This window comes from Streptomyces sp. NPDC004752, assembly GCF_053601275.1.
The window spans coordinates 1-24,997 of the sequence record NZ_JBSGBN010000115.1 but is presented as its reverse complement, the minus strand read 5'-3'; the positions used below and the strand labels follow the sequence as shown (position 1 = coordinate 24,997).

General features: G+C 71.3%; 25 protein-coding genes and 1 pseudogene. 14 read left to right on the top strand and 12 right to left on the bottom strand.

Translation table 11 applies throughout. The annotated features are described in order from the left end of the window. Positions 1-136: 136 nt before the first annotated feature. Positions 137-1,096 carry a hypothetical protein gene (locus ACWEKM_RS35025; protein ID WP_451625309.1) on the bottom strand — a complete coding sequence of 320 codons (960 nt, stop codon included), beginning with the start codon at positions 1,094-1,096 and terminating at the stop codon, positions 137-139. An 80-nt stretch (positions 1,097-1,176) separates the two neighbouring features. Here ACWEKM_RS35025 and ACWEKM_RS35020 point away from each other — a divergent pair, with 80 nt between their 5' ends. Both ACWEKM_RS35020 and ACWEKM_RS35015 read left to right on the top strand, forming a co-directional pair. Then, positions 1,177-1,371 carry a DUF3046 domain-containing protein gene (locus ACWEKM_RS35020; protein ID WP_404032330.1) on the top strand — a complete coding sequence of 65 codons (195 nt, stop codon included), beginning with the start codon at positions 1,177-1,179 and terminating at the stop codon, positions 1,369-1,371. Between the two features lie 90 nt (positions 1,372-1,461). Further along, positions 1,462-2,724, top strand: coding sequence for an AI-2E family transporter (locus ACWEKM_RS35015; RefSeq protein ID WP_451625308.1), 1,263 nt, complete (start codon positions 1,462-1,464; stop codon positions 2,722-2,724). A gap of 58 nt (positions 2,725-2,782) precedes the next feature. Here ACWEKM_RS35015 and ACWEKM_RS35010 read toward each other — a convergent pair whose 3' ends face one another. Next, complete coding sequence (locus tag ACWEKM_RS35010; protein WP_451625307.1) at positions 2,783-3,526, bottom strand: hypothetical protein; 744 nt, start codon at positions 3,524-3,526, stop codon at positions 2,783-2,785. Between the two features lie 131 nt (positions 3,527-3,657). Here ACWEKM_RS35010 and ACWEKM_RS35005 point away from each other — a divergent pair. The 3 genes and pseudogenes from ACWEKM_RS35005 to recX all read left to right on the top strand — a co-directional run. Further along, positions 3,658-3,882: pseudogene (locus ACWEKM_RS35005) on the top strand (dihydrofolate reductase family protein); the annotation flags it as partial. Positions 3,883-4,195: 313 nt separating this feature from the next. After that, on the top strand, positions 4,196-5,323 hold the full coding sequence (gene recA, locus ACWEKM_RS35000; RefSeq protein ID WP_451625306.1) for a recombinase RecA: 1,128 nt from the start codon (positions 4,196-4,198) through the stop codon (positions 5,321-5,323). A 2-nt stretch (positions 5,324-5,325) separates the two neighbouring features. Then, positions 5,326-6,246 (top strand): recombination regulator RecX, encoded by a 921-nt coding sequence (gene recX / locus ACWEKM_RS34995; protein WP_451625305.1) that lies wholly within the window; start codon positions 5,326-5,328, stop codon positions 6,244-6,246. Between the two features lie 239 nt (positions 6,247-6,485). Here the strand turns inward: recX and ACWEKM_RS34990 are convergent, their stop codons facing one another. The 8 genes from ACWEKM_RS34990 to ACWEKM_RS34955 all read right to left on the bottom strand — a co-directional run bounded on the left by ACWEKM_RS34990 (position 6,486) and on the right by ACWEKM_RS34955 (position 12,980). Next, positions 6,486-6,902 (bottom strand): rhodanese-like domain-containing protein, encoded by a 417-nt coding sequence (locus ACWEKM_RS34990; RefSeq protein ID WP_451625304.1) that lies wholly within the window; start codon positions 6,900-6,902, stop codon positions 6,486-6,488. Further along, entirely contained in the window at positions 6,899-7,453 is a 555-nt protein-coding gene (locus ACWEKM_RS34985; protein ID WP_451625303.1) for a cysteine dioxygenase, read from the bottom strand. The genes ACWEKM_RS34990 and ACWEKM_RS34985 overlap by 4 nt, the downstream gene beginning before the upstream one ends. A gap of 80 nt (positions 7,454-7,533) precedes the next feature. Beyond that, complete coding sequence (locus tag ACWEKM_RS34980; protein WP_351741692.1) at positions 7,534-7,581, bottom strand: hypothetical protein; 48 nt, start codon at positions 7,579-7,581, stop codon at positions 7,534-7,536. 122 nt (positions 7,582-7,703) lie between these two features. After that, positions 7,704-9,326, bottom strand: coding sequence for an FAD-dependent monooxygenase (locus tag ACWEKM_RS34975; protein WP_451625302.1), 1,623 nt, complete (start codon positions 9,324-9,326; stop codon positions 7,704-7,706). Positions 9,327-9,647: 321 nt separating this feature from the next. Further along, positions 9,648-10,550: an amino acid ABC transporter permease gene (locus tag ACWEKM_RS34970; protein ID WP_451625301.1), complete on the bottom strand. Its 903-nt coding sequence runs from the start codon at positions 10,548-10,550 to the stop codon at positions 9,648-9,650. After that, the gene (locus ACWEKM_RS34965) at positions 10,547-11,212 is read right to left on the bottom strand and encodes an amino acid ABC transporter permease (protein ID WP_451625300.1); all 666 of its coding nucleotides are present in this window, start codon (positions 11,210-11,212) and stop codon (positions 10,547-10,549) included. Before ACWEKM_RS34965 ends, ACWEKM_RS34970 begins: the two co-directional genes overlap by 4 nt. 74 nt (positions 11,213-11,286) lie before the next feature. Further along, positions 11,287-12,123: a glutamate ABC transporter substrate-binding protein gene (locus tag ACWEKM_RS34960; RefSeq protein WP_451625299.1), complete on the bottom strand. Its 837-nt coding sequence runs from the start codon at positions 12,121-12,123 to the stop codon at positions 11,287-11,289. An 80-nt stretch (positions 12,124-12,203) separates the two neighbouring features. Further along, positions 12,204-12,980 (bottom strand): amino acid ABC transporter ATP-binding protein, encoded by a 777-nt coding sequence (locus ACWEKM_RS34955; RefSeq protein ID WP_451625298.1) that lies wholly within the window; start codon positions 12,978-12,980, stop codon positions 12,204-12,206. A gap of 313 nt (positions 12,981-13,293) precedes the next feature. Between ACWEKM_RS34955 and ACWEKM_RS34950 the strand changes: the two genes are divergently transcribed. After that, positions 13,294-13,980, top strand: coding sequence for a response regulator transcription factor (locus tag ACWEKM_RS34950; protein ID WP_451625297.1), 687 nt, complete (start codon positions 13,294-13,296; stop codon positions 13,978-13,980). A gap of 9 nt (positions 13,981-13,989) precedes the next feature. Beyond that, entirely contained in the window at positions 13,990-15,414 is a 1,425-nt protein-coding gene (locus ACWEKM_RS34945) for an ATP-binding protein (RefSeq protein WP_451625296.1), read from the top strand. Here the strand turns inward: ACWEKM_RS34945 and ACWEKM_RS34940 are convergent. Continuing rightward, positions 15,404-16,402 carry a TAXI family TRAP transporter solute-binding subunit gene (locus tag ACWEKM_RS34940; RefSeq protein WP_451625295.1) on the bottom strand — a complete coding sequence of 333 codons (999 nt, stop codon included), beginning with the start codon at positions 16,400-16,402 and terminating at the stop codon, positions 15,404-15,406. The two genes, ACWEKM_RS34945 and ACWEKM_RS34940, sit on opposite strands and share 11 nt — an antisense overlap. 401 nt (positions 16,403-16,803) lie before the next feature. Here ACWEKM_RS34940 and ACWEKM_RS34935 point away from each other — a divergent pair, with 401 nt between their 5' ends. From ACWEKM_RS34935 to ACWEKM_RS34925, 3 genes are all read left to right on the top strand, one after another. Further along, positions 16,804-17,208, top strand: coding sequence for a pyrophosphohydrolase domain-containing protein (locus ACWEKM_RS34935; RefSeq protein ID WP_451625294.1), 405 nt, complete (start codon positions 16,804-16,806; stop codon positions 17,206-17,208). A gap of 146 nt (positions 17,209-17,354) precedes the next feature. Continuing rightward, positions 17,355-18,881: a tRNA (N6-isopentenyl adenosine(37)-C2)-methylthiotransferase MiaB gene (miaB, locus tag ACWEKM_RS34930; protein ID WP_451625293.1), complete on the top strand. Its 1,527-nt coding sequence runs from the start codon at positions 17,355-17,357 to the stop codon at positions 18,879-18,881. A 15-nt stretch (positions 18,882-18,896) separates the two neighbouring features. After that, positions 18,897-19,610 (top strand): class III extradiol dioxygenase subunit B-like domain-containing protein, encoded by a 714-nt coding sequence (locus ACWEKM_RS34925; protein ID WP_451625292.1) that lies wholly within the window; start codon positions 18,897-18,899, stop codon positions 19,608-19,610. A gap of 128 nt (positions 19,611-19,738) precedes the next feature. On the opposite strand, the gene ACWEKM_RS34920 is transcribed toward ACWEKM_RS34925, so the two are convergent. Further along, entirely contained in the window at positions 19,739-20,056 is a 318-nt protein-coding gene (locus ACWEKM_RS34920; RefSeq protein ID WP_451625291.1) for an antitoxin, read from the bottom strand. A 277-nt stretch (positions 20,057-20,333) separates the two neighbouring features. Between ACWEKM_RS34920 and miaA the strand changes: the two genes are divergently transcribed. The 4 genes from miaA to ACWEKM_RS34900 form a co-directional block, all read left to right on the top strand. Further along, positions 20,334-21,272, top strand: a complete 939-nt coding sequence (miaA, locus tag ACWEKM_RS34915; protein WP_451625290.1) for a tRNA (adenosine(37)-N6)-dimethylallyltransferase MiaA — start codon at positions 20,334-20,336, stop codon at positions 21,270-21,272. A gap of 108 nt (positions 21,273-21,380) precedes the next feature. Next, positions 21,381-21,887 (top strand): hypothetical protein, encoded by a 507-nt coding sequence (locus tag ACWEKM_RS34910; RefSeq protein ID WP_451625312.1) that lies wholly within the window; start codon positions 21,381-21,383, stop codon positions 21,885-21,887. Between the two features lie 243 nt (positions 21,888-22,130). Beyond that, positions 22,131-23,000 carry a diaminopimelate epimerase gene (gene dapF / locus ACWEKM_RS34905; RefSeq protein ID WP_451625289.1) on the top strand — a complete coding sequence of 290 codons (870 nt, stop codon included), beginning with the start codon at positions 22,131-22,133 and terminating at the stop codon, positions 22,998-23,000. A gap of 303 nt (positions 23,001-23,303) precedes the next feature. Next, the coding region (locus tag ACWEKM_RS34900; protein WP_451625288.1) for a RelA/SpoT family protein at positions 23,304-24,997 on the top strand (1,694 nt) is incomplete at its 3' end.

Sequence of the window (24,997 nt, the reverse complement as noted above, 5' to 3'; positions counted from 1 at the left end):
CCGGGGCGCCTCCAGCCCGACGGGGCGCCAGGAGCGTGGGGAAGGCCAGGCGCCGGGAGTGACAGGGCGCCGGGCCCGAACCCATCCTTGCCCGATCGGTCGCGCTCCCGGCCCGCGCGTGGCTTGCTCGCGTCGTTCAACCCACGTGCCGGCCGTGTGCTCTCAGGGTGCGCAGGGCCTCGATCGTGGCCATGGGGCGGGACTCCAGTGTGGTGCCTGGGGCCCACCGGGGGCGGCGGGCCGGCCAGCCGCCGTCCTCCTGCTGCCGCGCGGCGAGTAAGTCCAGTGAGCGCGTCATCTCCTCTTCGGTGAACCACGCGCGCGCGAGCGAGTGTGGAGTCCGGACGAAGTCGTACGGGAAGGGGCGCTCCCTCGGGACGGAGCCCGACGCGAGGGGCTGGTCCGGCGCGGCGGGGCGGTCAGCCGCGCGGTCCGCATCCAGCGCCACGAGCCGCCGCTCCCGCACCAGACGGCCCAGCCGGTCCGCGAGCGCCTCCGCGCGCGGGCGGTCGGGCACGGCGTCCAGGAAGGCCACCGCCGCCGCGATCTCACGGGGACGGGGCGTCTCCAACGACTCCACGGCCCGCCAGCAGAAGTCCGTGGCCCGGAACAACCAGGCGTGCCACACCTCGTTGCGGTGCAGCAGCCCGACCACTTCTGCGGTGGCGAGGAGTTCGCTCGGCGGGTCGTCCAGGACCTGGACGGACGGGGCCGTCGGGTAGCCGCGCTGGCCGGGACCGACCGACGGCAGAGCGCCGTCCGCTGTGGACACCGACGTCAGATAGCGGCACACGCGCTCCACCCGCTGTCCGCCGCACCGTCCGATGGCGTCCAGGACGCCCAGCGCGTGACCGGTGTGCAGGGGCTGGCTGACCGGGCCGCGCAGATCGGGCTCCAACGCGTGGCCGTACCCGCCGTCCTCGTTGCGGTAGGCGTCCAGCGCCCTCTCCACCGGATCGGCGTCGCCGTTCAGGAAGTGGTACGCGAACAGGCGCTGCTCCAGCACGCGCGCGGTGAGCCAGACGAAGTGCTCGGCGCGGAAGAGCGAGGAGTGCGTCGGCGTAGGGGGGAGTGGGGAAGCTCCGGTTTCGGCCATGCGACAGACCGTAGGGCGGAAAGCGGTCTCGGCACGTGGTCCGGGGCAGGGCCCACTCTCAGGGGCGGAATACTGGAGTCATGCGGTTGACGGTCTTCTGGCAGCGGATGGCGGATCATTTCGGTCCGGGGTACGCCGACACGTTCGCGCGTGATCACGTGATGGCGGAGCTGGGCGGACGCACGGTGCACCAGGCGCTGGACGCCGGCTGGGACGCCAAGGACGTGTGGCGCGTGGTCTGCACCGTCATGGACGTGCCGGGGGAAAGGCGCTGACCGGTCACGAAGGCCAGGGAAAGGCGCTGATCGGTCACGAAGGCCGGAGGGGGGCGGCGGGCTGTCGGTGCCGTGGGCGAGACTTGCACCGTGGCCCCCACTGACGACACCGGGCAGATCACCCGGCACGCATCCCCGCCCGGCACGACGCCGCCCGCCCGGCCCCCGGCCGACAGCGCCGCGCCGGGCGCCCGCATGCCGCGCTGGCTGCCGCGCGCCATGGTGCTCGCGCTCGCCCTCATCGCCTCGTTCCAGCTGGGCAGCTGGGCCTTCCATCAGCTGACCGGTCTGCTGATCAACGTCCTCATCGCGTTCTTCCTGGCCCTCGCCATCGAGCCGGCGGTGAGCTGGATGGCCGCGCGCGGTATGCGCCGCGGGTTCGCCACCTTCCTGGTCTTCCTCGCCCTGGTGGTCGTCACGGCGGGATTCGTCACGCTGCTCGGCTCGATGCTCGCGGGGCAGATCATCAAGATGATCGAGGGTTTCCCCGACTACCTCGACTCGGTCATCAACTGGATCAACCAGAAGTTCCACACCGAACTCAGACGGGTCGACGTCCAGGAGGGGCTGCTCCACTCCGACTGGCTGCGCAAGTACGCGCAGACCAGCGCCGCCGGGGTGCTCGACGTGTCCGCCCAGGTGCTCGGCGGCATGTTCCAACTGCTGACGATCGGACTGTTCTCGTTCTACTTCGCCGCCGACGGGCCGCGGCTGCGCCGCGCCCTGTGCTCCGTGCTGCCGCCCGCACGCCAGGCGGAGGTGCTGCGTGCCTGGGAGATCGCCGTGGACAAGACCGGCGGCTATCTGTACTCCCGCGGGCTCATGGCGCTCGTCTCCGGGATCGCGCACTACATCCTGCTCCAGGCCCTGGGTGTGCCCTACGCGCCCGTTCTGGCCGTCTGGGTGGGCCTGGTCTCCCAGTTCATCCCGACCATCGGCACATACCTCGCGGGTGCGCTGCCCATGCTGATCGCGTTCACGGTCGACCCCTGGTACGCGGTATGGGTGCTGGCCTTCGTCGTGATCTACCAGCAGTTCGAGAACTACGGGCTGCAGCCCAAGCTCACCTCGAAGACCGTCGACATCCACCCTGCGGTCGCCTTCGGGTCGGTCATCGCGGGCACCGCGCTGCTCGGCGCCGTCGGCGCGCTCATCGCCATCCCCGCGGTCGCCACGCTGCAGGCGTTCCTGGGCGCCTACGTGAAGCGGTACGACGTCACGGACGACCCCCGGGTGCAGGGCCACCGGGTGCGCGGCCCGAGCGGGCCCGGTCCTCTCGTGCGCGCGTGGATGCAGTGGACGCGGCGCCCGGGACCGCGGGAGCCGGAGACCCAGGAGGAGGGTTCCGCCTGAAGGACCGGGCGTGCCGCAGTGCTCAGGACGATCAGTATGTTCCGTACATGAGGAACGTTCAGTACGTGAGGGCCGCCCAGACACCGGTGGCGGCGACCGCGGCCGCGTAGCAGCCGATCGCGATGGCCACGACGCGCCGCCGGGCGCGTTCGCTCCAGGACGTGCGGGACAGCAGCCAGGCCAGTGCCGGCAGCACCAGCACGGCGTGCAGGCTCACCCCGTGCAGCGGCTTGAGCGGTGCCGTCGAGTGGTAGGCGGCCACCTGGTGGCCGGCCCGGGTGAGCACCACCCCGCGCGCGATCATCGCGCCACCCGAGGCGAGTGCCACGAGCAGGACGGCGAATCCGGAACGCACCGCCGGCGCCATGCCCGCGGGCCCCGCCGGCCGATGCCGGAAGGAGGCGACCGCGAACACGGTGAGCAGCACCACGAGGACGCCGCCGCCGACCGCGAGTGTCATGGACACCGCTGTGTCGAAGGGCGTCTCCATGTCGAGATGCGAGGGCACCCGGCGCCATGCCTGCAAGGTGATGCCGCCGACCTCCACCACGCAGTCGGCGGCGAACACGGCGAGCAGGACGGCGCGCAGCCGTTCCCCGACGCGGAGATACGAGGTGACCCAGGTGATCGCGATCAGCGTCACGCCGAAGGAGAGCCCGAACGTGACGGGTTTGCGCCAGGAGACGGGGCCGTACCAGGGACCGCCGTCGACGGCGAACACGGCCAGGTGCAAGAGGCCGGAGACGATGAGGATCAGGCCGATCGCGTGACAGAGACGCTCGACGGGGCGTGGATCATCCATGGGTCAAGACTCCCGAGCGCGTCCCCCGAGGTCGTCGTCCGGTCGAAGACATCCGTCGTACGCCGTGGGGAGCAGACGGCGAAGCGGCAGTGGGGAGAAGGTGTGCGGCGGCCGGGCGTTGGTGTTTTCCCTCCCTGAACCACAGCCTTTCCGACGCGGGTCTGATCGACCGCTACCACCTGCTCGTCCTCCCGCTGCTGCTGGGCGCGGGCAAGCGTCTGTTCAGCACCACGGACAGGGACACCCGGAAGCTGAAGCTGGTCGAGCACGACGTCTACGCCTACGGACTGCAGAAGCAGGTCTTCGACGTCGTCCGCCGGCAAGGCCCGTGTCCCGCGCTGCCATTGCCTCTTTGATCCGTCCCCGCGATGACCGCACTCCGTGCCCATCGCACTCCGATCGCGCGAACTGGCTGATCACCGGCCCTCGATGGCGCAGGGCGGGGTGCGCACGGGGTGCGGAAGTGCCGCGTGGTGCGCTTGACACGAAAATCGAACATCTATTCTCATGGAGGTTCAGGCGAGGTTCTCGACGGGGGTTTCGTCTCGGTTCGGGTGGAGAAGTGCCGGAGTTATCCACAGGCCGGGTCGGCGTCGGGACGCATTGTCAGTGGCAGGCGTTAGCGTCTTTGACGTGAAGCGATCGACACAAGCAAACCGGGTGGAACCCATGGCAGGAACCGACCGCGAGAAGGCGCTCGACGCCGCGCTCGCACAGATTGAACGGCAATTCGGCAAGGGCGCGGTCATGCGCATGGGCGAGCGGTCGAAGGAGCCCATCGAGGTCATCCCGACCGGGTCGACCGCGCTCGACGTGGCCCTAGGCGTCGGCGGCCTGCCGCGCGGCCGTGTCGTCGAGATCTACGGACCGGAGTCCTCCGGCAAGACGACCTTGACGCTGCACGCCGTGGCGAACGCGCAGAAGGCAGGCGGCCAGGTCGCGTTCGTGGACGCGGAGCACGCCCTCGACCCCGAGTACGCGCGCAAGCTGGGCGTCGACATCGACAACCTGATCCTGTCCCAGCCGGACAACGGCGAGCAGGCGCTGGAGATCGTGGACATGCTGGTCCGCTCCGGCGCGCTCGACCTGATCGTCATCGACTCCGTCGCCGCGCTCGTCCCGCGCGCGGAGATCGAGGGCGAGATGGGCGACAGCCATGTGGGTCTGCAGGCCCGGCTGATGAGCCAGGCGCTGCGGAAGATCACCAGCGCGCTCAACCAGTCCAAGACCACCGCCATCTTCATCAACCAGCTCCGCGAGAAGATCGGCGTCATGTTCGGCTCCCCGGAGACCACGACGGGTGGCCGGGCACTGAAGTTCTACGCCTCGGTGCGCATCGACATCCGTCGTATCGAGACGCTGAAGGACGGCACGGAAGCGGTCGGCAACCGCACCCGCTGCAAGGTCGTCAAGAACAAGGTCGCCCCGCCCTTCAAGCAGGCCGAGTTCGACATCCTCTATGGCCAGGGCATCAGCCGCGAGGGCGGCCTGATCGACATGGGCGTGGAGCACGGCTTCGTCCGCAAGGCCGGCGCCTGGTACACGTACGAGGGCGACCAGCTCGGCCAGGGCAAGGAGAACGCGCGCAACTTCCTCAAGGACAACCCCGACCTGGCCAACGAGATCGAGAGGAAGATCAAGGAGAAGCTGGGCGTCGGCGTGCGGCCCGAGGAGCCCGCCGCCGAGCCGGGGGCGGACGCCGCGGTCGCCGCCGCTGCGGGCGACGCGGCGAAGACAGGGCCCGCCCCGGCAGCCGCCAAGGCCACCAAGCCCAAGGCCGCCGCAGCCAAGAGCTGACCGTGACACGACGAACCGACTGGGCCGAGTACGCGCGCCTCGAAGCTCACCGGGAGCGGACGGGGAGAGGCGGTGCCGGTCCTGCCCGGACGGGCGACGGCACGGACGGCGAGGGGGCGTTCGACGGCGACCGGCTGTTCAGGGGCGGATCCGGTGGCGGGGCCGACGCCTTCGGACCCGACGGTCCGCAGGACTCGTACGGCGACGGGCCGCACAGCGGCCGGCCTCGTGGCGAGGGACCACACGGCGTGGGGCCACACGGGGGTGGGCCCCACGGCGAGGAACCACACGGGGGCGGACCGCCCGGTGGCGGGCGTCGTGGCGGCGGCCCGCGCGGGCGTCGTCGGCGTGGCTTCGGGGGACCCGCCGACGAAGACGGAGGCTCGTTCTCCTCGTCGAGGGCTGAGCAGGAGGAGTCTCCGGGGGACCCGGCTGAGCGGGCGCGGGCGATCTGCCTGCGCCTGCTCACCGGGACCCCGCGCACGCGCAAGCAACTGGCGGACGCCCTGCGCAAGAAGGAGATCCCGGAGGATGTCGCCGAGGAGGTGCTGTCGCGGTTCGAGGAGGTCGGCCTGATCGACGACAGTGCGTTCGCCGACGCCTGGGTGGAGTCCCGGCACCACGGCCGGGGGCTGGCCCGTCGCGCGCTCGCCCGGGAGCTGCGCACCAAGGGGGTCGACTCGGCACTGATCGACGAGGCCGTGTCCCAACTCGACGCCGAACAGGAGGAGTCGACCGCCCATGACCTCGTCGCCCGTAAGCTGCGCTCCACCCGCGGCCTCGACCGGGACAGACGCATACGCCGCCTGGCCGGGATGCTCGCCCGCAAAGGCTACTCCGAGGGCATGGCCCTCCGAGTGGTCCGGCAGGCGCTGGAGGAAGAGGGCGAGGACACGGAGTTCCTCGACGGCGAGGAGTTCTGATCCCCCCGGGGACGAGCCGACGACGAGGTCAGTCAGCGCCGACGAGGTCGGTCAGCAGGCAGGGCCGCCGGGCCGGCTCGTCACCGAGGACCAGTGCCGGCGTCGTCCCGCCCGGCCGTCGCCCTGACCGGAGGATCGGGCCCGTTGGACCGCACCCAGAGGATCGAACCCGTTGGACCGCGCCCGGAAGACCGGGGGAGCAGCGGGGGAGCATGCCCCGGCGGAGCGGGAGCCGCGGGTCAGGACACCACCGGCAGCCCCGCCGTCTTCCACGCCTGGAAGCCGCCGATCAGGTCCGTGGCCCGGTGCAGGCCCAGCCGGTGCAGGGAGGAGACCGCCAGACTGGACGCATAGCCCTCGTTGCAGATCACCACGATGCGCAGGTCGTGGCTGGTGGCCTCGGGCGCGCGATGGCTGCCCCGGGGATCGAGGCGCCATTCCAGTTCGTTGCGCTCGATGACGAGCGCGCCGGGGATCAGCCCGTCGCGCTCGCGCAGCGCCGCATACCGGATATCGACCAGCAGGGCCTCCCCGCCCTGCGCCGCGTCGTACGCCTCGCGGGGCTCGATCCGCCGGTAGCCCGCACGTACTCGAGCCAGCAACTCATCTATGCCGACCGGTCGTTCGGCCCCGCTCGCGCCCGACGACTCGCTCACTGCCAGTCCTCGGGGCGCTCGACCTGCTCCAGCCGCAGTACCTGGCCGCTGCGGCTGTAGCGGCGGATCTGCGGCAGCGGCGGGTAGTAGGCGTGGACGGAGACCGCATGCCGCTCGGTGGACTCGTTGAGCACCTCGTGGACATGGTGCTGACCGAAGGAACGGCCGCGCCCGGCCGTCAGCCGCCGCTCGCGGTCCACGCCCTCGGTGAGTTCCAGCGTCTGCCAGCCGTCGGTGGGCAGCCGGGCGGCGAACGAGTTCTCCTTCAGTTCGCCCACCGCGGTGAGGAAGGCGCCGATCGACTCGGCGTGGTCGTGCCAGCCCGTACCGGTACCGGGAGGCCAGCCGATCAGCCATGCCTCACTGCCGCCGGGGCCGTCCAGCCGCACCCAGGTGCGTCCCTCCGGATCGAGCGGAAGCGAGGCGATCAGTTCGGCGTCGGCGGCGGTCCGCCGGACGAAGTCGAGGAGGTCCGCCTGGGTGGGCGCGACCGGGACAGAGCCGGTGGCCGGGGTGGCGGAGGGAACAGATGCGGAGGAAGAGACAGACACGTACACCGTCCTGTTGAGCGTTCGCCGACAGCGCGCCGCAGTTCAGGTGCGGCGCGCGGATAAGAGAGGGGGGTGCGAATTCAGCAGGTGCGGCGACACACGCAGCCCGCATAGCGGACCAGGTCCATATGGACCCTCCGCCACAGGCGCACACAGGTGTCGATCACGAAGCGGAGTACACCACTGCGGAAGCGCGGCGGTCAACTCGTCGTCGGATTGTGGACCGGACCACGCGGCAGGGAGGGAAGGGTCAGCGCGCTCCGGAGCCCGCCCCCGCCGCCTCGGCCCCCGCCTCGGCCTCCTCTTCGGCCGCGCCGCCCAGCGCAGCCTCCGCGGCCGTGTACAGGTCGGCCGGACGGACCCCGCCCAGCGCGGTGACCAGGTGCCCGTCGGGGCGGACGAGCAGCACGGTGTGCGCGGGCGCTCCCGGATACGCCTCGGCGACCAGCAGTTCGGCCGGGTGCGGCAGTGCGGTCACCGCCGCCGCCAGGCGGGGCATGATCCCGGCGGTCACCCAGTGCTTGCGGTCCCACACGCCCGTGCCCGGCGCGATCAGGACGACCAGCAGCGTCCCGCGGCCGAGTCGGTCCCGCAGCCGGACGAAGGTGCCGTCCTCCGCCGTGACCCGCACGTTGCCGACCTGCGCGCCGGGGGGCGTGTCGACCGGAACCTCCGCGTCGAGGTGCCCGGGCGTGAGCGGCGAGTCGGCGTACCTCCCCGGGGCGCCGAGCTGCCCCCGTCCCAGGTGACCGTCCGTGAGCAGCGTGTCGTGCCCGCGAGCGGCGCCGGGGACGTACCCGCGCAGCCCGGCACCGCCGCGCAGCACCGGCAGTGCCTGGTCGGCGGCGCGCAGCCGCGCGGCTGCCACGGCGCGTCGCTCCGCCTGGTAGGAGTCGAGCAGCGCCTCGCGCGGGCCGTGGTGCCAGGCCGCCGCCAGCTTCCAGGCGAGGTTGTCGGCGTCCCTGAGCCCCTCGTCGAGCCCCTGGGTGCCGAGCGCGCCGAGCAGATGGGCGGCGTCCCCGGCGAGGAACACCCGCCCCACGCGCCAGCGGCGGGCGAGCCGGTGGTGGACCGTGTGGACCCCGGTGTCGAGGAGTTCGTACGGGGGTGTGGTGCCGTCCGTCCAGCCGGCCAGGGTCTCGCGGACCCGGGCCACCAGGAGTTCGGGCGTGACGAGGTCCTTGCCCGGCGGCAGCAGCCAGTCCAGGCGCCACACGCCGTCCGGCAGGGGGCGGGCGGTCACCTCACCGGCGAACGGCCCGGACGCCCGCCACGGCGGCTGCCGGTGCAGCAACGCCCAGTCGGGCCGGGGCAGTTCGGCGCGCAGTGCGGCGACGGCGTGCCGCTCCACCGCCGTACGGCCGGGGAAGCGGATGTCCTGGAGCTTGCGCACGGTGGAGCGGGGCCCGTCGCATCCGACGAGATAGCTGCCGCGCCACCAAGTGCCGTCGGGGCCCCGGGTGTGGGCGGTGACGCCGGAGCGTTCCTGCTCGATCGTGTCGACACGGCTGTCCACGACCAGCCTGGTCAGCGGCGCGTCGGCGAGCGCAGTGCGCAGGGCGCCGGTCAGCACATGCTGCGCGAGATGCAGCGGACCGGGCTCGGCGTCGTCGAACTCGATCTCGCCCATCACCTGCTTGCGCCGCAGCGACCGCCATCCGGCCCAGCGCAGCCCCCGCTCGGCGAGCGGGACGCCGGTGAGCCGGGTCACCAGCGCGGCGGTGTCCTCGCGCAGCACGACGGTGCGTGCGGCGCGTGGTTCGTCCGTGCCGACGCCCTCGTCCAGGACGACGGACGGCACGTCCTGGCGGGCCAGCGCCAGGGCGAGCGTGAGCCCGACGGGCCCCGCTCCGACGATGATCACCGGGTCCACGGCGCGGCGCCCCCTGCCCGCGGCTGTGCCTGGACGGACGTGGGTGAACAGGAAGGTGGAGCAGGGTGCACGATCACAGAACGTATGCAACCCATTGCCGGTGTTTGCGTCAAGTGACCGGGGGTGGTGGCGATCATGCCACTGCCCCGGGGGAGCCGTCGCCTCGTCAGATCATCCGGCCCATCCGGCTCAGCCGTCCCGCTCATCCGGCTCAGCCATCCGGTTCATCCGGTTCAGCCGTCCCGCTCGTCCGGCCTCATGGGGCTCATCAAGGGTGCCGCGCTGCGCTGGTCGGGTCGTCGTGCCCCGGGCCCGCCGGCCTCACCCGATCTTCGTCACCTCGTCGTGCTCGCCCGGGGCGGCCAGTTCGGCGACCGCGTCGGCGCCGAGCACCGCGCCGGTGGACTTCTTGCCCTGCCGCAGCCGTCGTTCCAGCCAGCCGGCGAAGGACGTGAGCGAGAAGTTGATCGCCACGAAGATCACAGCCACCACGGTGAAGGACGCGATCGTGTTGGCCCCGTAGTAGCCGCTCATCGTGTTGGCCGAGGCGAGCAGTTCGGGGAAGGTCATGACCGCGCCGCCGAGCGCCGTGTCCTTCACGATCACCACGAGCTGGCTGACGATCGCCGGGAGCATCGCGGTGACCGCCTGCGGCAGCAGGATCAGCCGCATCGTCTGGTTCTTGCGCAGACCGATCGCCATCGCGGCCTCGGACTGGCCCCGCGGAAGGGACAGAATGCCGGCGCGGACGATCTCGGCCAGGACGGAGGCGTTGTAGAGCACGAGGCCGGTGACGACCGCGTACAGCGGACGGTCGTCCGAGCTGACGTTGGTGTACTCGGAGTACCAGGCCATCCCGAAGATCATCAGGACCAGGACCGGGATCGCCCGGAAGAACTCGACCACGACCGAGGCCGGGACGCGTACCCAGACGTGGTCAGAGAGCCTGGCTATGCCGAGGACCGCGCCCAGCGGCAGCGCGATGATCATGGACAGGGCGGCGGCCTTGAGGGTGTTCTCCAGACCGGGCCAGATATAGGTCGAGTATGCCTCGGTGCCGCCGAGGAACGGCTTCCACTTTTCCCAGGCCAACTGGTCCTTGTCGGCGAGGGCGCTGAAGACCCACCACAGGACGGCGGCCGCGGCGAGGGCGAAGACCACCGTGTAGAGGAGGTTGCGCCGCTTGGCGCGCGGGCCCTGGGCGTCGTACAGGACGGAACTCATCGCTTCACCGCCACCTTCTTGGCGACCCAGCCGAGGATCAGACCGGTCGGCAGCGTCAGGAGGCAGAAGCCGACGGCGATGACGGCTGAGATCAGCACCAACTGCGCCTCGTTCTCGACCATTTTCTTCATCAGGTACGCGGCCTCCGCCACGCCGATCGCGGCCGCCACCGTGGTGTTCTTGGTCAGCGCGATCAGCACGTTCGTCAGCGGGCCGACGGCCGCACGGAACGCCTGCGGAAGCACCACCAGGCCCAGCACCTGGGTGAAGCTGAGGCCGATCGCCCGGGCGGCCTCGGCCTGCCCGACCGGCACCGTGTTGATGCCGGAGCGCAGCGCCTCGCAGACGAAGGCGGACGTGTACACGATCAAGCCGAGCACGGCCAGCCGGAAGTTGCTCGTCTCGATGACGTTCGAACCCATGGTGATGTTCAGGGTCGAGTACAGGCCGAGCGAGCTGAACAGAATGATCACCGTGAGCGGGATGTTCCGCACGATGTTCACGTAGGCGGTTGCGAAACCGCGCATCAGCGGCACCGGGCCCACCCGCATGGCGGCCAGTAGGGTGCCCCAGATCAGGGAGCCCACGGCGGACAGCAGCGTCAGCTGCACCGTCACCCAGAAGGCGCCCAGCAGGTCGTAACCCTCAAGAAAGTCGAACACGATCTCCCGCGCTTCCGCGTGTAGGGATGCCCAGGTGCGCCGCCGCGAGGGCGGCGCACCGGCCGGGCACTGCCTCAGCTCTTGATGTCGCCGATCTTCGGGGCGGGCTCGTTCTTGTAGTTGGCCGGACCGAAGTTGCTGTCCACGGCCTTCTGCCAGGAACCGTCGGAGACCATGTCCTCAAGGGCCTTGTTGATCTTGCCCTTGAGGTCGCTGCCCTTCTTGACCCCGATGCCGTAGTTCTCGTTGGTCATCTTGAGACCGGCGAGCTTGAACTTGCCCTTGAACTGCGACTGCGAGGCGTAGCCGGCGAGGATCGAGTCATCCGTGGTGAGCGCGTCGATGACCTTGTTCTGCAGACCGGTCAGACACGCCGAGTACGTCGGGTACTCCTGGAGCTGCGCCTTGGGGGCCAGCTTGTCATGGACGTTCTGCGCCGAGGTCGAACCGGTCACCGAGCACAGCTTCTTGCTGTTGAGGTCCGAGGCCGACTTGATGCTGTCGTCGTCCGCGCGGATCAGCACGTCCTGGTGGGCCAGCAGATAGGGGCCGGCGAAGTCGACCTGCTGCTCGCGCTCCGGGGTGATCGAGTACGAGGCGGCGATGAAGTCGACGTCACCGCGCTTGAGCATCGTCTCGCGGTCGGCGCTCTTCGACTCCTTCCACTCGATCTGGTCCTCGCTGTAGCCGAGCTTCTTGGCGACATACGTGGCCACGTCGACGTCGAAGCCCGTGTAGCCCTGCGGGGTCTTCTGGCCGATGCCGGGCTGGTCGAACTTGATGCCGACGGTGATCTTCTTGTCGCCGCCGGAGGAACCGCTGTCCTTCTTGTCGTCGGAACCGCACGCGGTGGCGGCCAGGGAGAGCGCGAGTACGGCGGCCGAGGCTGCGGTGACCTTGCGGAGCTTCATGGTGAACATCCTTCGTGTGGTGAGGAAGCGGGCCGTCGGTGGGGGTGAACCCGGATCGTCCGGAATGCGGGCGGGCGCCGTCAGTGGTGCAGGATCTTCGACAGGAAGTCCTTGGCCCGGTCGCTGCGCGGGTTGCTGAAGAACTGGTCCGGCGCGGACTGTTCGACGATGCGGCCGTCCGCCATGAAGACCACGCGGTTCGCGGCCGAGCGCGCGAAGCCCATCTCGTGGGTGACGACGATCATGGTCATGCCGTCGCGGGCGAGTTGCTGCATAACTTCCAGGACCTCGTTGATCATCTCGGGATCGAGGGCGGAGGTCGGTTCGTCGAAGAGCATCACCTTCGGGCCCATCGCCAGGGCCCGTGCGATGGCCACACGCTGCTGCTGCCCGCCGGAGAGCTGTGCGGGGTACTTGTCGGCCTGGGTGCCCACGCCGACCCGGTCGAGCAGGGCCCGGGCCTTCTCCTCGGCCTGCTTCTTGTCCGCCTTGCGGACCTTGACCTGTCCCAGCATCACGTTGTCGAGCACGGTCTTGTGCGCGAAGAGATTGAAGGACTGGAACACCATCCCGACGTCCGCCCGTAGCCGGGCCAGTTCCCTGCCCTCCTGGGGCAGCGGCCTGCCGTCGATCGTGATGGTGCCCGAATCGATGCTCTCCAGGCGGTTGATGGTGCGGCACAGGGTCGACTTACCGGACCCGGAGGGTCCGATGACCACAACGACCTCGCCGCGAGCGATCGTCAGATCGATGTCCTGGAGCACATGCAACGCGCCGAAGTGCTTGTTGACGCTCTTCAGGACGACCAGATCGCCGGTCGCGGCCACGTCTTCCTTGGCCACCGATACTTCGGTCATCGCTCTCAGGCTCCGTCCTCCTCGGTTTCGGAGGACAGTAGTGAGCCGTGCGACAAGCGTCATCACATCTGAGGGGAATCTGAGCATCACGATCCGATAGCAATCGGACACGTGTCGTAGCAGTTGTGACCTGGTCACGTATCGGCCGGGTAACGGATGCGGTGAGTAACCGGAACCCTCTTGACGCCGTCCTTGTCAGTGGGCGTGACTGCCATGGTGCACGCGCGCGTGGGCAACTTTCTTCTGCGTAGGCACTTCTTAGTGGCCGATTGCGAACCGGGACGGTACGACCGCTGAACCGGAGGGGGCGGGGATGAGACTGCTGCTCGTCGAGGACGACAACCACGTCGCGGCCGCGCTGTCCGCGATCCTGGCCCGGCATGGCTTCGACGTCACGCACGCGCGTAGCGGCGAAGAAGCGCTCCAGGCGCTCGTCCCCGAAGGCCCCGGCTTCGGCGTGGTCCTGCTCGACCTGGGCCTGCCCGACCAGGACGGCTACGAGGTGTGCGGCAAGATCCGCAAACGCACCAGCACCCCGGTGATCATGGTCACCGCGCGCGCCGACGTCCGCTCCCGCATCCACGGCCTCAACCTCGGCGCCGACGACTACGTGGTGAAGCCGTACGACACAGGGGAACTGCTCGCCCGGATCCACGCCGTCAGCCGGCGCACCGCCCACGAGGACACGGTGACCGGCGGCGACAGCGCGCTGCGGCTCGGCTCCGTGCACATCGAACTGCCCACCCGCCGGGTCACGGTGGACGGCACCGTGATCCAGCTGACCCGCAAGGAGTTCGACCTGCTCGCGCTGCTTGCCCAGCGGCCGGGCGTGGTGTTCCGGCGGGAACAGATCATCAGCGAGGTCTGGCGTACCAGCTGGGAGGGCACGGGGCGCACCCTGGAGGTGCACGTCGCCTCCCTGCGCGCCAAACTACGCCTGCCCGCACTGATCGAGACCGTACGCGGCGTGGGCTACCGGCTCGTCGCCCCGGGCGCCTAGCGGGCACTGGTGCGCACACGTCTCCTTCCGCTGCTCATCGTCCTGATGGCGGCCGTGCTGCTCGCGCTCGGCGTTCCGCTCGCCGTCAGCAGCGCGGCGGCCCAGCAGCGGACGGTGGTCGTCGACCGGATCGACGACACGGCCCGGTTCGCCGCGCTGGCCCAGTTCGTCACCGACGCGCCCGCCGGGGCGCGCCGCTCGACCGAGGACGAGCGCAAGGAGACCCTGCGCCGCGAACTCATCAGCTACTACGAGGTCTACGGCATCCGCGCGGGCGTCTTCTACCGCAACGCCTCGCCGATGGCGAACGCGCCCGGCGACTGGCTGCTGCCCGAGGAGGGCGAGGTGCGCGACGCCTTCGAGGAGGCGCTGCTCAGCCGGCGCAGCCACGACCCGGAGCAGGTCTGGCCCTGGCAGCGCAGCCGGCTCGTCGTCGCGTCGCCGGTGATCCGCGACGGCGACGTGGCGGCCGTGGTGGTCACCGACTCGCCGACCGGAGCGATGCGTTCGCGGACGCTGCGCGGCTGGCTGCTCGTCGGCACCGGTGAGATCGCCGCGATGCTGCTCGCCGTCGGCGCCGCCCTCCGGCTGACCGGCTGGGTGCTGCGGCCCGTGCGCGTCCTGGACGCCACCACCCACGACATCGCCACCGGACGCCTGAAGTCACGGGTGGCGGCGGCCGGCGGCCCGCCGGAACTGCGCAGGCTGGCCCGTTCGTTCAACGAGATGGCGGACAACGTCGAGAGCGTGCTGGAGCAGCAGCGCGCCTTCGTCGCGGACGCCTCGCACCAGTTGCGCAACCCGCTCGCCGCGCTGCTGCTGCGCATCGAACTGCTCGCCCTCGAACTGCCCGAGGGCAACGCGGAGATCGCCTCCGTCCAGACCGAGGGCCGACGGCTCGCCCAGGTCCTGGACGACCTGCTGGACCTGGCCCTGGCCGAGCATGCCGAGGCGGACCTGCGACTGACCGACATCGGCCAGGTCGCGGCGGAGCGGGTGGCCGCCTGGGCGCCGGCCGCCGAGGCCACGGGCGTCCGGCTGGTCGGCGACTGCCCGCCCACCACCGCCTGGGCCGACCCGATCACGCTGTCCAGCGCCCTCGACGCGGTGATCGACAACGCGGTCAAGTTCACACCCGAGGACGGCACCGTCGAGGTGGCCGTCGCCTCCGACGGAGCCACCTCGACGGTCGTGGTCACGGACACCGGGCCCGGCCTGTCCGACGAGGAACTGGCCCGCATCGGCGACCGCTTCTGGCGCAGCGGCCGGCACCAGAACATCAAGGGTTCCGGTCTCGGCCTGTCCATCACCCGGGCCCTGCTCGTGGCGGGCGGCGGCTCGATCGTGTACGGGCGCCACGCGCCGTGCGGCCTGAAGGTGACGGTGAGGGTACCCAGGCACGGGCCGGCGGCGCCGAGCGCGCCTACGGTTTGACCGACCGGTAGTACCGCCGCGCGCCCTCGTGCAGGGTCAGCGGGTCGGTGTAGATCGCGGTACGCAGGTCGACCAGCTGCGCGGAGTGGACGTGGCTGCCGATGTCGTCGCGGCTCTTGATCACCGTGCGGGTCAGCCACTCGGTGAGCCTCGGGTCCACGTCCTTGCGGGTCATCAGCAGATTGGAGACCGCGATCGTCGCGACCGTCATGCCGTGCTGGGCGGACGGATAAGCGGACTCGGGCATGTTGGTGGTGCGGTAGTAGCGGGTGACGTCGCCCTGGCCGCGCAGCCGGGCCACCAGGTCGGCCTCGATCGGGACGAACCGCAGGTCGAAGGTCCGGGCCACCTCGGACAGCCCCTTCGTGGGCAGGCCGCCCGACCAGAAGAACGCGTCGATGTCGCCCCGCTTCAGCCGGTCGGGCCCGGTGTCGATGCCGTCGGCCCGGGGCGTGATGTCCTTGCCGGGATCGATCCCCGCGGCCCTGAGCACCCGGTCGGCGATCAGCCGCACCCCGGAGTCGACCGGCCCTATGGCCACCCGCTTGTGCTTGAGGTCCGCGACCGTCCGCACGGCCGAGTCACGCGGGACGATCAGCTGCACATAGTCGTCGTACAGCCGGGCCACGCCGCGCAGGTCCGTTGCGCCGGGGCGGTGGTCGAGCACATACGTCTCCACCGCGTCGGCCGCCGCGATGGTGAAGTCGGCCTCGCCGGTCGCCACCCGCTGCACGTTCTCCTGCGAGCCGGCGCTGTTCAGCAGCTTCACCTTCAAGCCCGGCATGTCCTTGCCGAGTTCGGTGCGCAGCCGCTCGCCGTACTCCTGGTACACCCCGCGCTGGGTCCCGGTGCTGAAGACGATCGTCCCGGTCGGCGGGTGCTCGCCCAGGGGCAGCAGCCACCACGCCAGCAGGGCCAGGGCGACGACACCGACGGCCGTGCCCTGCAACGCCCGGCGCTTGCCGATACGGGGGAACACCTTGGACATGCGCGCGATCCTGCCAGCCCGCCCACGGTCCTGACCAGGCCGGGCAGGACGGGCAGGACGGGTAGGGCGAGTAGGGCGAGTAGCGAGACAGGGTCGGGTGGGGTGCGGGCGGCCACCGGCGGCCACCGGCAGGTGGGGTGGGCCGCGGTTGATCTCATGACCGCGCGGGCGGGCCGCTGGTGATCTCATGTCCGGGCAGGGCGGGGCGCGTTCGGCGTCGTGGCCGCGCCGGGCGGGGGCTGGCGGTGTCGTACGGGGGCGGGCGGGGCGTGTTCGGCGTTGTGGCCGGGCGGGCCGCGGGCGAGGGTACAGCCGGGTCGAGTGCGGCCGCGGGCGAGAGTACAGCCGGGTCGAGAGCAGCCCCCCGGGGCGATGTCACAGGTGGCCGTTACAGTCGCCGTATGACCTCCACGCCCGCCGATCTCGTCCGTGAGTTCCATCTGGCCTTCGGCCTCGACGCTCGCAACAGACCGACCGAGGTGTCCCCCGAACTGGCCGCGCACCGTGGGGAACTGCTCGCCGAGGAGGCAGCTGAGGTGGCCGAGGTCTCGGTGGCCGGACCTCTCGACCGGCTCGCGCACGAACTGGCCGACGTGGTCTATGTGGCGTACGGCACCGCGCTGGTCCACGGGATCGACCTCGACGCGGTGCTGACCGAGGTGCACCGCTCCAACATGAGCAAGCTGGGACCCGACGGCCAGGTCGCCCGCCGGGCCGACGGCAAGGTGCTCAAGGGCGACCACTACGCGGCGCCGGACGTGTCCGCGGTCCTGCGCCGCCAGGGCTGGATCCCGGACGGCGCCTGACGGCGACCGTGGCCCCGCCGTCGTCGGCCTCGGCTTGGCCGGTCGCCGGGCTGTGTCTGCGCCCGCCAGGAGGCCCCTGCCGTGATGGGCCCGGCCTCCCTGGGCGCGGCGACCGTGGCCCTCTCCCAAGCGCCTACCCTTGAGGAATGAGCAGCAGCAGCCACCGGAGCCCCGCAGTGGACGTTCGAGAATCCAAGAGCTACGAAATCCGGACCTACGGGTGCCAGATGAACGTTCACGATTCCGAGCGATTGTCCGGGCTGCTCGAAGAAGCCGGTTACGTGCGTGCCCCCGAGGGGTCCGACGGCGACGCCGACGTCGTCGTCTTCAACACCTGCGCCGTGCGTGAGAACGCCGACAACCGGCTGTACGGCAACCTCGGCCGGCTCGCGCCGCAGAAGGCCCGGCGCCCCGGCATGCAGATCGCCGTCGGCGGCTGCCTGGCCCAGAAGGACCGGGACACGATCGTGCAGAGGGCGCCCTGGGTGGACGTCGTCTTCGGCACGCACAACATCGGCAAGCTCCCGGTGCTGCTGGAGCGGGCCCGGGTGCAGGAGGAGGCCCAGGTCGAGATCGCCGAGTCGCTGGAGGCGTTCCCCTCGACGCTCCCGACCCGGCGGGAGAGCGCGTACGCGGCCTGGGTGTCGATCTCCGTCGGTTGTAACAACACCTGCACCTTCTGCATCGTCCCCGCGCTGCGCGGCAAGGAGAAGGACCGCCGCCCCGGCGACATTCTCGCCGAGGTCGAGGCCCTGGTCGCCGAGGGCGTCTCCGAGATCACGCTGCTCGGCCAGAACGTCAACGCCTACGGCTCCGACATCGGCGACCGCGAGGCATTCAGCAAGCTGCTGCGCGCCTGCGGCACCGTCGAGGGCCTGGAGCGGGTGCGTTTCACCTCGCCGCACCCCCGCGACTTCACCGACGATGTGATCGCCGCCATGGCCGAGACGCCCAACGTCATGCCGCAGCTGCACATGCCCCTCCAGTCCGGCTCGGACACCGTCCTGAAGGCGATGCGCCGCTCCTACCGGCAGGAGCGCTACCTCGGCATCATCGAGAAGGTGCGCGCCGCGATCCCGCACGCGGCGATCACCACCGACATCATCGTGGGCTTCCCCGGGGAGACGGAGGAGGACTTCGAGCAGACCCTCCACGTCGTCCGCGAGGCGCGCTTCACGCAGGCGTTCACCTTCCAGTACTCCAAGCGTCCCGGCACCCCGGCGGCCACCATGGACGGTCAGATCCCCAAGGAAGTCGTCCAGGCACGCTACGAGCGGCTGGTCGCCCTCCAGGAGGAGATCTCCTGGGCGGAGAACAAGAAGCAGGTCGGTCGCACCCTGGAGCTGATGGTCGCGGAGGGCGAGGGTCGCAAGGACGGTGCCACACACCGCCTCTCCGGCCGCGCCCCCGACAACCGCCTGGTCCACTTCACCAAGCCCGAGCAGCCCGTGCGCCCCGGCGACGTGGTCACCGTCGAGGTGACGTACGCCGCCCCGCACCATCTCCTCGCCGAGGGGCCGACCCTCGCCGTGCGCCGCACGCGCGCGGGTGACGCGTGGGAGAAGCGGACCGAGGCCGAGTCGGCCAAACCGGCGGGCGTCATGCTGGGCCTGCCCAAGATCGGCGTGCCGGACCCCCTGCCGGCCGCCACGGGTGCCTGCGGCTGCGACTGACGTACGCTGCCGATCATGCTTGTCGCCGCCGCAGTCTGCCCTTGTCCTCCCCTGCTTGTGCCCGAGGTCGCCGCGGGTGCCGCGGCGGAGCTGGACTCCGCGCGTGCCGCGTGCGCGGACGCGCTCGGCGTGCTCGCCGCCGCCCGCCCCGACCGCCTGGTGGTCCTCGGACCCGCCGCTGCGGACGGGCGTGGCGCCCACCCGCAGGGCGCCCGGGGTTCCTTCGGTGGCTTCGGCGTGGACCTCGATGTGCGGCTGGGACCGGCCGGGGACCCGGCCCCCGAGCGGACGCTGCCGCCGTCGCTCGCCGTCGCCGCTTGGCTGCTGGAGCGGACCGGCTGGGCGGTCGCCCCGATCGAGGGACTCGGCGTGGGGGAACCGCTGGCCCCCGAGCGGTGTAGAGAAGTGGGAAGGGAAATCGGCGCGCGGGCCGCGCGGACGGCACTGCTGGTGATGGGCGACGCCAGCGCGTGCCGCACGCTCAAGGCACCGGGCTATCTGGACGAGCGGGCGGCGCCGTTCGACGCGGAGGTCGCGCGTGCCCTGGGGTCGGCGGACCTGACGGCACTCGCGGCACTGGACGCCGACCTGGCGCAGGAGCTGAAGGCGTCAGGCCGTGCACCCTGGCAGATCCTCGCGGGCGCGGCCGAGGGTGCCGACCTGACCGGCACACTTCTCTACGACGACGCGCCCTACGGCGTGGGCTACCTGGTGGCGGCCTGGTCCTAGGACCGGGATCTGCGACGGCCCGATTCCACGGTCTGCGGCTCCACGGTCTGCGGCGCTCCGGTTTCCCGGTCCGCGCCGCCCTGGTTCCACGGCGTGCGGGTCCGCGTCCCGGACGCGGACCCGCGTGATCAGGAGGACGGCGGGGGCGTCTTCGGTGGCGTGCCAGCCGTCCCCTTCGTTTCCGTTGCCCCCGTGGTTCCCGCGGTCCCGCTCGTGCCGCCGTCCGCCTCGGAGCCGCCCTTGTGCGCGAGCCGTTCCATGGCGTCCTTGGCCTTGTCGGTGCCCGCGTGGATCTTGTCGCTGTACTTGCCCTTGGTCTTCTCGTCGACCACCTTGGCGGCCTTGTCGAGGCCGTCCTGGATCTTGCCCCCGTGCTGCTGCGCGAGGTCGGACACCTTGTCCTTGGCCGGGCCCAGCTTGGCCTTCACATTGTCGAAAAGACCCATGGTCCACCTTCCTTGCGGGACGGTTGCCTGCGGGCACCCGCACCGTCCCCCGCCGCCCCCGCGGCTCCCTCGCCGCGGCCCCTGACAGGGGTGCGAGAAGGCGGGCTGAAGTGCCCACATCCGTTCCATACGGTACCCGCGCGGGCGGAATCACGCGTGACCCGACGCAACCCGGGGCCGGTCCCGAAACCTCCCGGGCGGGCCGTGCAACGGCCGTCGCACAACCCGTAGCACAACCCGTTCGAGACGCGGCCGCGGGGTTTGGGAGACTGGTGCGGTGAGCAGTGCACCCTCCGCCCCCCGAGTCATCGCCGTCGTCGGACCCACCGCCGCGGGCAAGTCCGACCTGGGCGTCTTCCTCGCCCAGCGGCTCGGCGGCGAGGTGATCAACGCCGACTCCATGCAGCTCTACCGCGGCATGGACATCGGCACCGCCAAGCTGACACCCGAGGAACGCGGCGGCGTCCCGCACCACCTGCTGGACATCTGGGACGTCACGGTCGCCGCCTCCGTCGCCGAGTACCAGAGACTGGCCCGCGCCCGGATCGAGGCACTGCTCGCCGAGGGGCGCTGGCCGGTCCTGGTCGGCGGCTCCGGCCTGTACGTCCGTGGCGCGGTGGACCACCTGGAGTTCCCCGGCACCGACCCCGAGGTCAGGAGCCGGCTGGAGGAGGAGCTCGCGCAGCGCGGCTCAGGAGCGCTGCACACGCGCCTCGCTGCCGCCGACCCCGAGGCCGCCCGGGCGATCCTGCCCAGCAACGGCCGCCGTATCGTCCGCGCCCTGGAAGTGATCGAGATCACCGGCCGCCCCTTCACCGCCAACCTTCCCGGTCATGACTCGGTGTACGAGACGGTCCAGATCGGCGTCGACGTGGCCCGCCCCGAACTCGACGAGCGCATCGCGCACCGTGTCGACCGCATGTGGGAGGCGGGCCTCGTGGCCGAGGTGCGTGCCCTGGAGACGCGGGGGCTGCGCGAGGGGCGTACGGCGTCGCGCGCGCTCGGCTACCAGCAGGTCCTTGCGGCGCTGTCCGGTGACTGCACCGAACAGGAGGCACGATCGGAGACCGTACGTGCCACCAAACGCTTCGCACGCCGCCAGGATTCATGGTTCAGGCGCGACCCGCGCGTGCACTGGTTGAGTGGGGCCGCGGCGGACCGGTCGGAACTTCGGGACCTCGCACTGGCGTTGCTCGAACGACCGGTCACAGCCTGATCACGTGATGGCATCGGGATGCGCCGCCGGTCATCGGGGCCTCCGGCGCCATGCCATCATCGAGCTTCGATCGACCAAGTGGAGTCCGAGTTGGGAGGGCGCGTGGCGATGGAGGCCGGCCCTCGCGACACCGCACAAGGCACCGAGCACAGCACCGCCGACGGCGGCGAAGCGGAGCGCGGTGAGGACCGTCTGAGCCCCGACGGACCCGATGAGACGCCGGGCGGCGTGACCGCCGACGGCCCGGAGCCCGAGGAGATGTTCACCGGCGGTCCGGAGGTCGAGGTCGAGCTGCGCCCACAGCGCCGGCTGCGGATCTGGCAGACCGCCCCCATCGTGGGCCTGGCCGCGGTCGGCTCCCTGATGTTCGCCTTCCCGCTCGCCTTCGACTTCGGCGACAGCGGCGCGGTGATCGCGATGCTCGGCCTGCTGATCTGCTCCTGCTCCGCGGGCTGGGGCATGATGGCCGCCCGCCGTGTCGGGCACACCCTGCCGGGGCTGCCCCCGCGGGGCTCCGGCCGCCGCCCCGACTGGCGCGTCGTCCTGGCCTACGTCCTGATCGTGGCCGTGGTGGCGGTCCTCGCCGTGTGGCGCGTGGCCCGACTGCGTCACTGAGCCCGCCGCGCCACCGAAGCAGCCCGCCGCGCCACCGAAAGCCGCCCGCTGCCCGCCTGCGTTCGCTGCCTGCCTGCGCCCGTTGCCCGGCCGTGCCCGCTGCCCGGCCGCGCCCGCCGGTGGGGCGTCGCGTCAGCGCACCGTTCCGCGCAGGTCACGGCCGCCCCGGGCAGCGGGGCGCGGAACCGTCGCGCCGGTCACCGGCCGCGCGGGGATGTCACAGCGACCCCGTACGATCGAGGAATGAGCACGCGGATCGCCTTCCTCAAGGGTCATGGCACCGAGAACGACTTCGTGATCGTCCCCGACCCGGAGAACGCCCTGGACCTCAGCCCGGCCGCCGTCGCCGCCCTGTGCGACCGCCGCGCCGGCATCGGCGGCGACGGCGTGCTGCATGTGGTGCGCTCCGCCGCGCACCCGGAGGCCGCGGGGATGGCGTCCCGAGCGGAATGGTTCATGGACTACCGCAACGGCGACGGCTCGGTCGCGGAGATGTGCGGCAACGGAGTCCGGGTGTTCGCCCGCTACCTCCAGCACGCCGGACATGCGGACGAAGGCGACCTCGCGATCGCCACCCGCGCGGGCGTGAAGACCGTCCACATCGCCAAGGGCGGCGATGTCACGGTCGGCATGGGCAGCGCGCGCCTGCCCGAGGGGGCCGTGACGGTGAGCGTCGGCGAGCGCAGCTGGCCCGCGCGGAACGTGAACATGGGCAATCCGCATGCCGTCGCCTTCGTCGACGACCTCGGGCTCGCGGGCGACCTCCTCGCCCAGCCCCCGTTCAGCCCGGCCGCCGCCTACCCCGACGGGGTCAACATCGAGTTCGTCGTCGACCGCGGCCCTGGGCACGTCGCCATGCGCGTGCACGAGCGCGGCTCCGGCGAGACCCGCTCGTGCGGCACGGGCGCGTGCGCCGTCGCCGTGGCCGCCGCCCGCCGCGACGGCACCGACCCGGCCGTCACCGGAGCCCCGGCGACCTACACCGTGGATGTGCCCGGCGGACGCCTCGTGATCACCGAGCGGCCGGACGGCGAGATCGAGATGACCGGTCCCGCGGTGATCGTGGCCGAGGGCGAGATCGACGCCGAGTGGCTGGAAAACGCGGCCCGCTGACCATGCGATGTGGCCCGCTGACCACGCGAACCGTGGCCTCGGCCGCCCTGGACACGTGGATTCGCGGGCAGCGGGGTTCGTGCCGGTTCGAAACCACGGCCGACCGCTGAGCGCTTGGCGTAAACCGTAAACCTTCAGATCGTCGCTCGAATGGGTGATCCGTTTCACGCTTGGCGAGAGGCGGTCAGTCGGGCGTGATGGGCTCGATAGCATCAAGCACCGGCACGGACGGGGGAACGTTGCCATCCCTGAGCCACGTACGCCCTGGGGCTCCGTCCGCCGGTCCACGAGCCGGAGGTGCCCATGAGTGCGGAGGCCACGAACCCCGCGACCCCTGGTCCTGTAGCCCCTACAGCGCCCCGCAGGAAGGCCCGCCCCCGGATCGACCTGCGTCGGCTCGGCCGGGCCGCGCTGCTCGGCCCGGCCGCCCGCGATCGGCTGCCCGACGCCATCGGCCACGTCGTCGACGCCCACCGCGCCCACCACCCCGACGCCGACCTCGAACCGCTGCGCCGCGCCTACGTTCTGGCGGAGTCCTCGCACCGCGGCCAGATGCGCAAGAGCGGCGAGCCGTACATCACGCACCCGCTCGCCGTGACCCTGATCCTCGCCGAACTCGGCGCCGAGACCACGACCTTGACGGCCTCCCTGCTCCACGACACCGTCGAGGACACCGATGTGACGCTGGACCAGGTGCGGGACCAGTTCGGCGAGGAGGTCCGCTACCTCGTCGACGGGGTCACCAAACTGGAGAAGGTCGACTACGGGGCCGCCGCCGAGCCCGAGACCTTCCGCAAGATGCTCCTCGCCACCGGCAACGACGTCCGGGTGATGTCGATCAAGCTCGCCGACCGGCTGCACAACATGCGCACCCTCGGTGTGATGCGCCCCGAGAAACAGGCCCGGATCGCCAAGGTGACCCGCGACGTGCTGATCCCGCTCGCCGAGCGGCTGGGCGTCCAGGCCCTCAAGACCGAACTGGAGGACCTGGTCTTCGCCATCCTCCACCCCGAGGAGTACGAACACACGCGGCAGTTGATCGCCGACAACGCGGCCCGCCCCGACGACCCCCTCACCCAGATCGCCGACGAGGCCCGCACGGTCCTGCGCGAAGCCGGCATCCAGGCCGAAGTCCTCATCCGTCCGCGGCACTTCGTCTCCATGCACCGCGTGACCCGCAAGCGCGGGCGGCTGCGCGGCGCCGACTTCGGGCGCCTGCTCGTACTGGTCAACGAGGACGCGGACTGCTACGGCGTCCTGGGCGAGCTGCACACCTGCATGACGCCCGTCGTCTCGGAGTTCAAGGACTTCATCGCCGTACCCAAGTTCAACCTGTACCAGTCGCTGCACACCGCCGTCGCCCGCGCGGACCGCCAGGTCGTCGAAGTCCTCATCCGCACCCACCAGATGCATCGCGTCGCCGAGGCGGGCGTGGTCGCCCTCGGCAACCCCTATGCCCCACCCGGGGACGAGCACGCGTCGGCGGCCGACGGCGAGCGCGCCGACCCGACCCGCCCCGGCTGGCTCTCCCGGCTCCTCGAATGGCAGCGGGGCGCCCCCGACCCCGACACCTTCTGGTCGACGTTGCGCGAGGACCTCGCCCAGGACCGCGAGATCACCGTCTTCAGGCCCGACGGCGGCACGCTGGGGCTGCCCGAGGGAGCCACCTGCGTGGACGCCGCCTACGCCCAGTACGGCGAGGACGCGCACGCCTGCATCGGTGCCCGCGTCAACGGCCGCCTGGCCACCCTCAGCACGGTCCTGCGGGACGGCGACTCCGTCCAACTCCTCATGGGCCAGGACCCGGCCTCCGAACCCTCCCGGGAATGGCTGGAGCACGCGCACACACCGGCCGCGCGCATCGCCATCCAGCGGTGGCTCGCCGCGCACCCGGAAGATCAGGACGATCCGGAGGAGGGCCGGGCGGAGGAACCGGCGGGGGAGCGCGCGCGGTTCGGCGAGCGCCCGGGTGCCGCCGGGAGCGCCGCCGGGGCCGC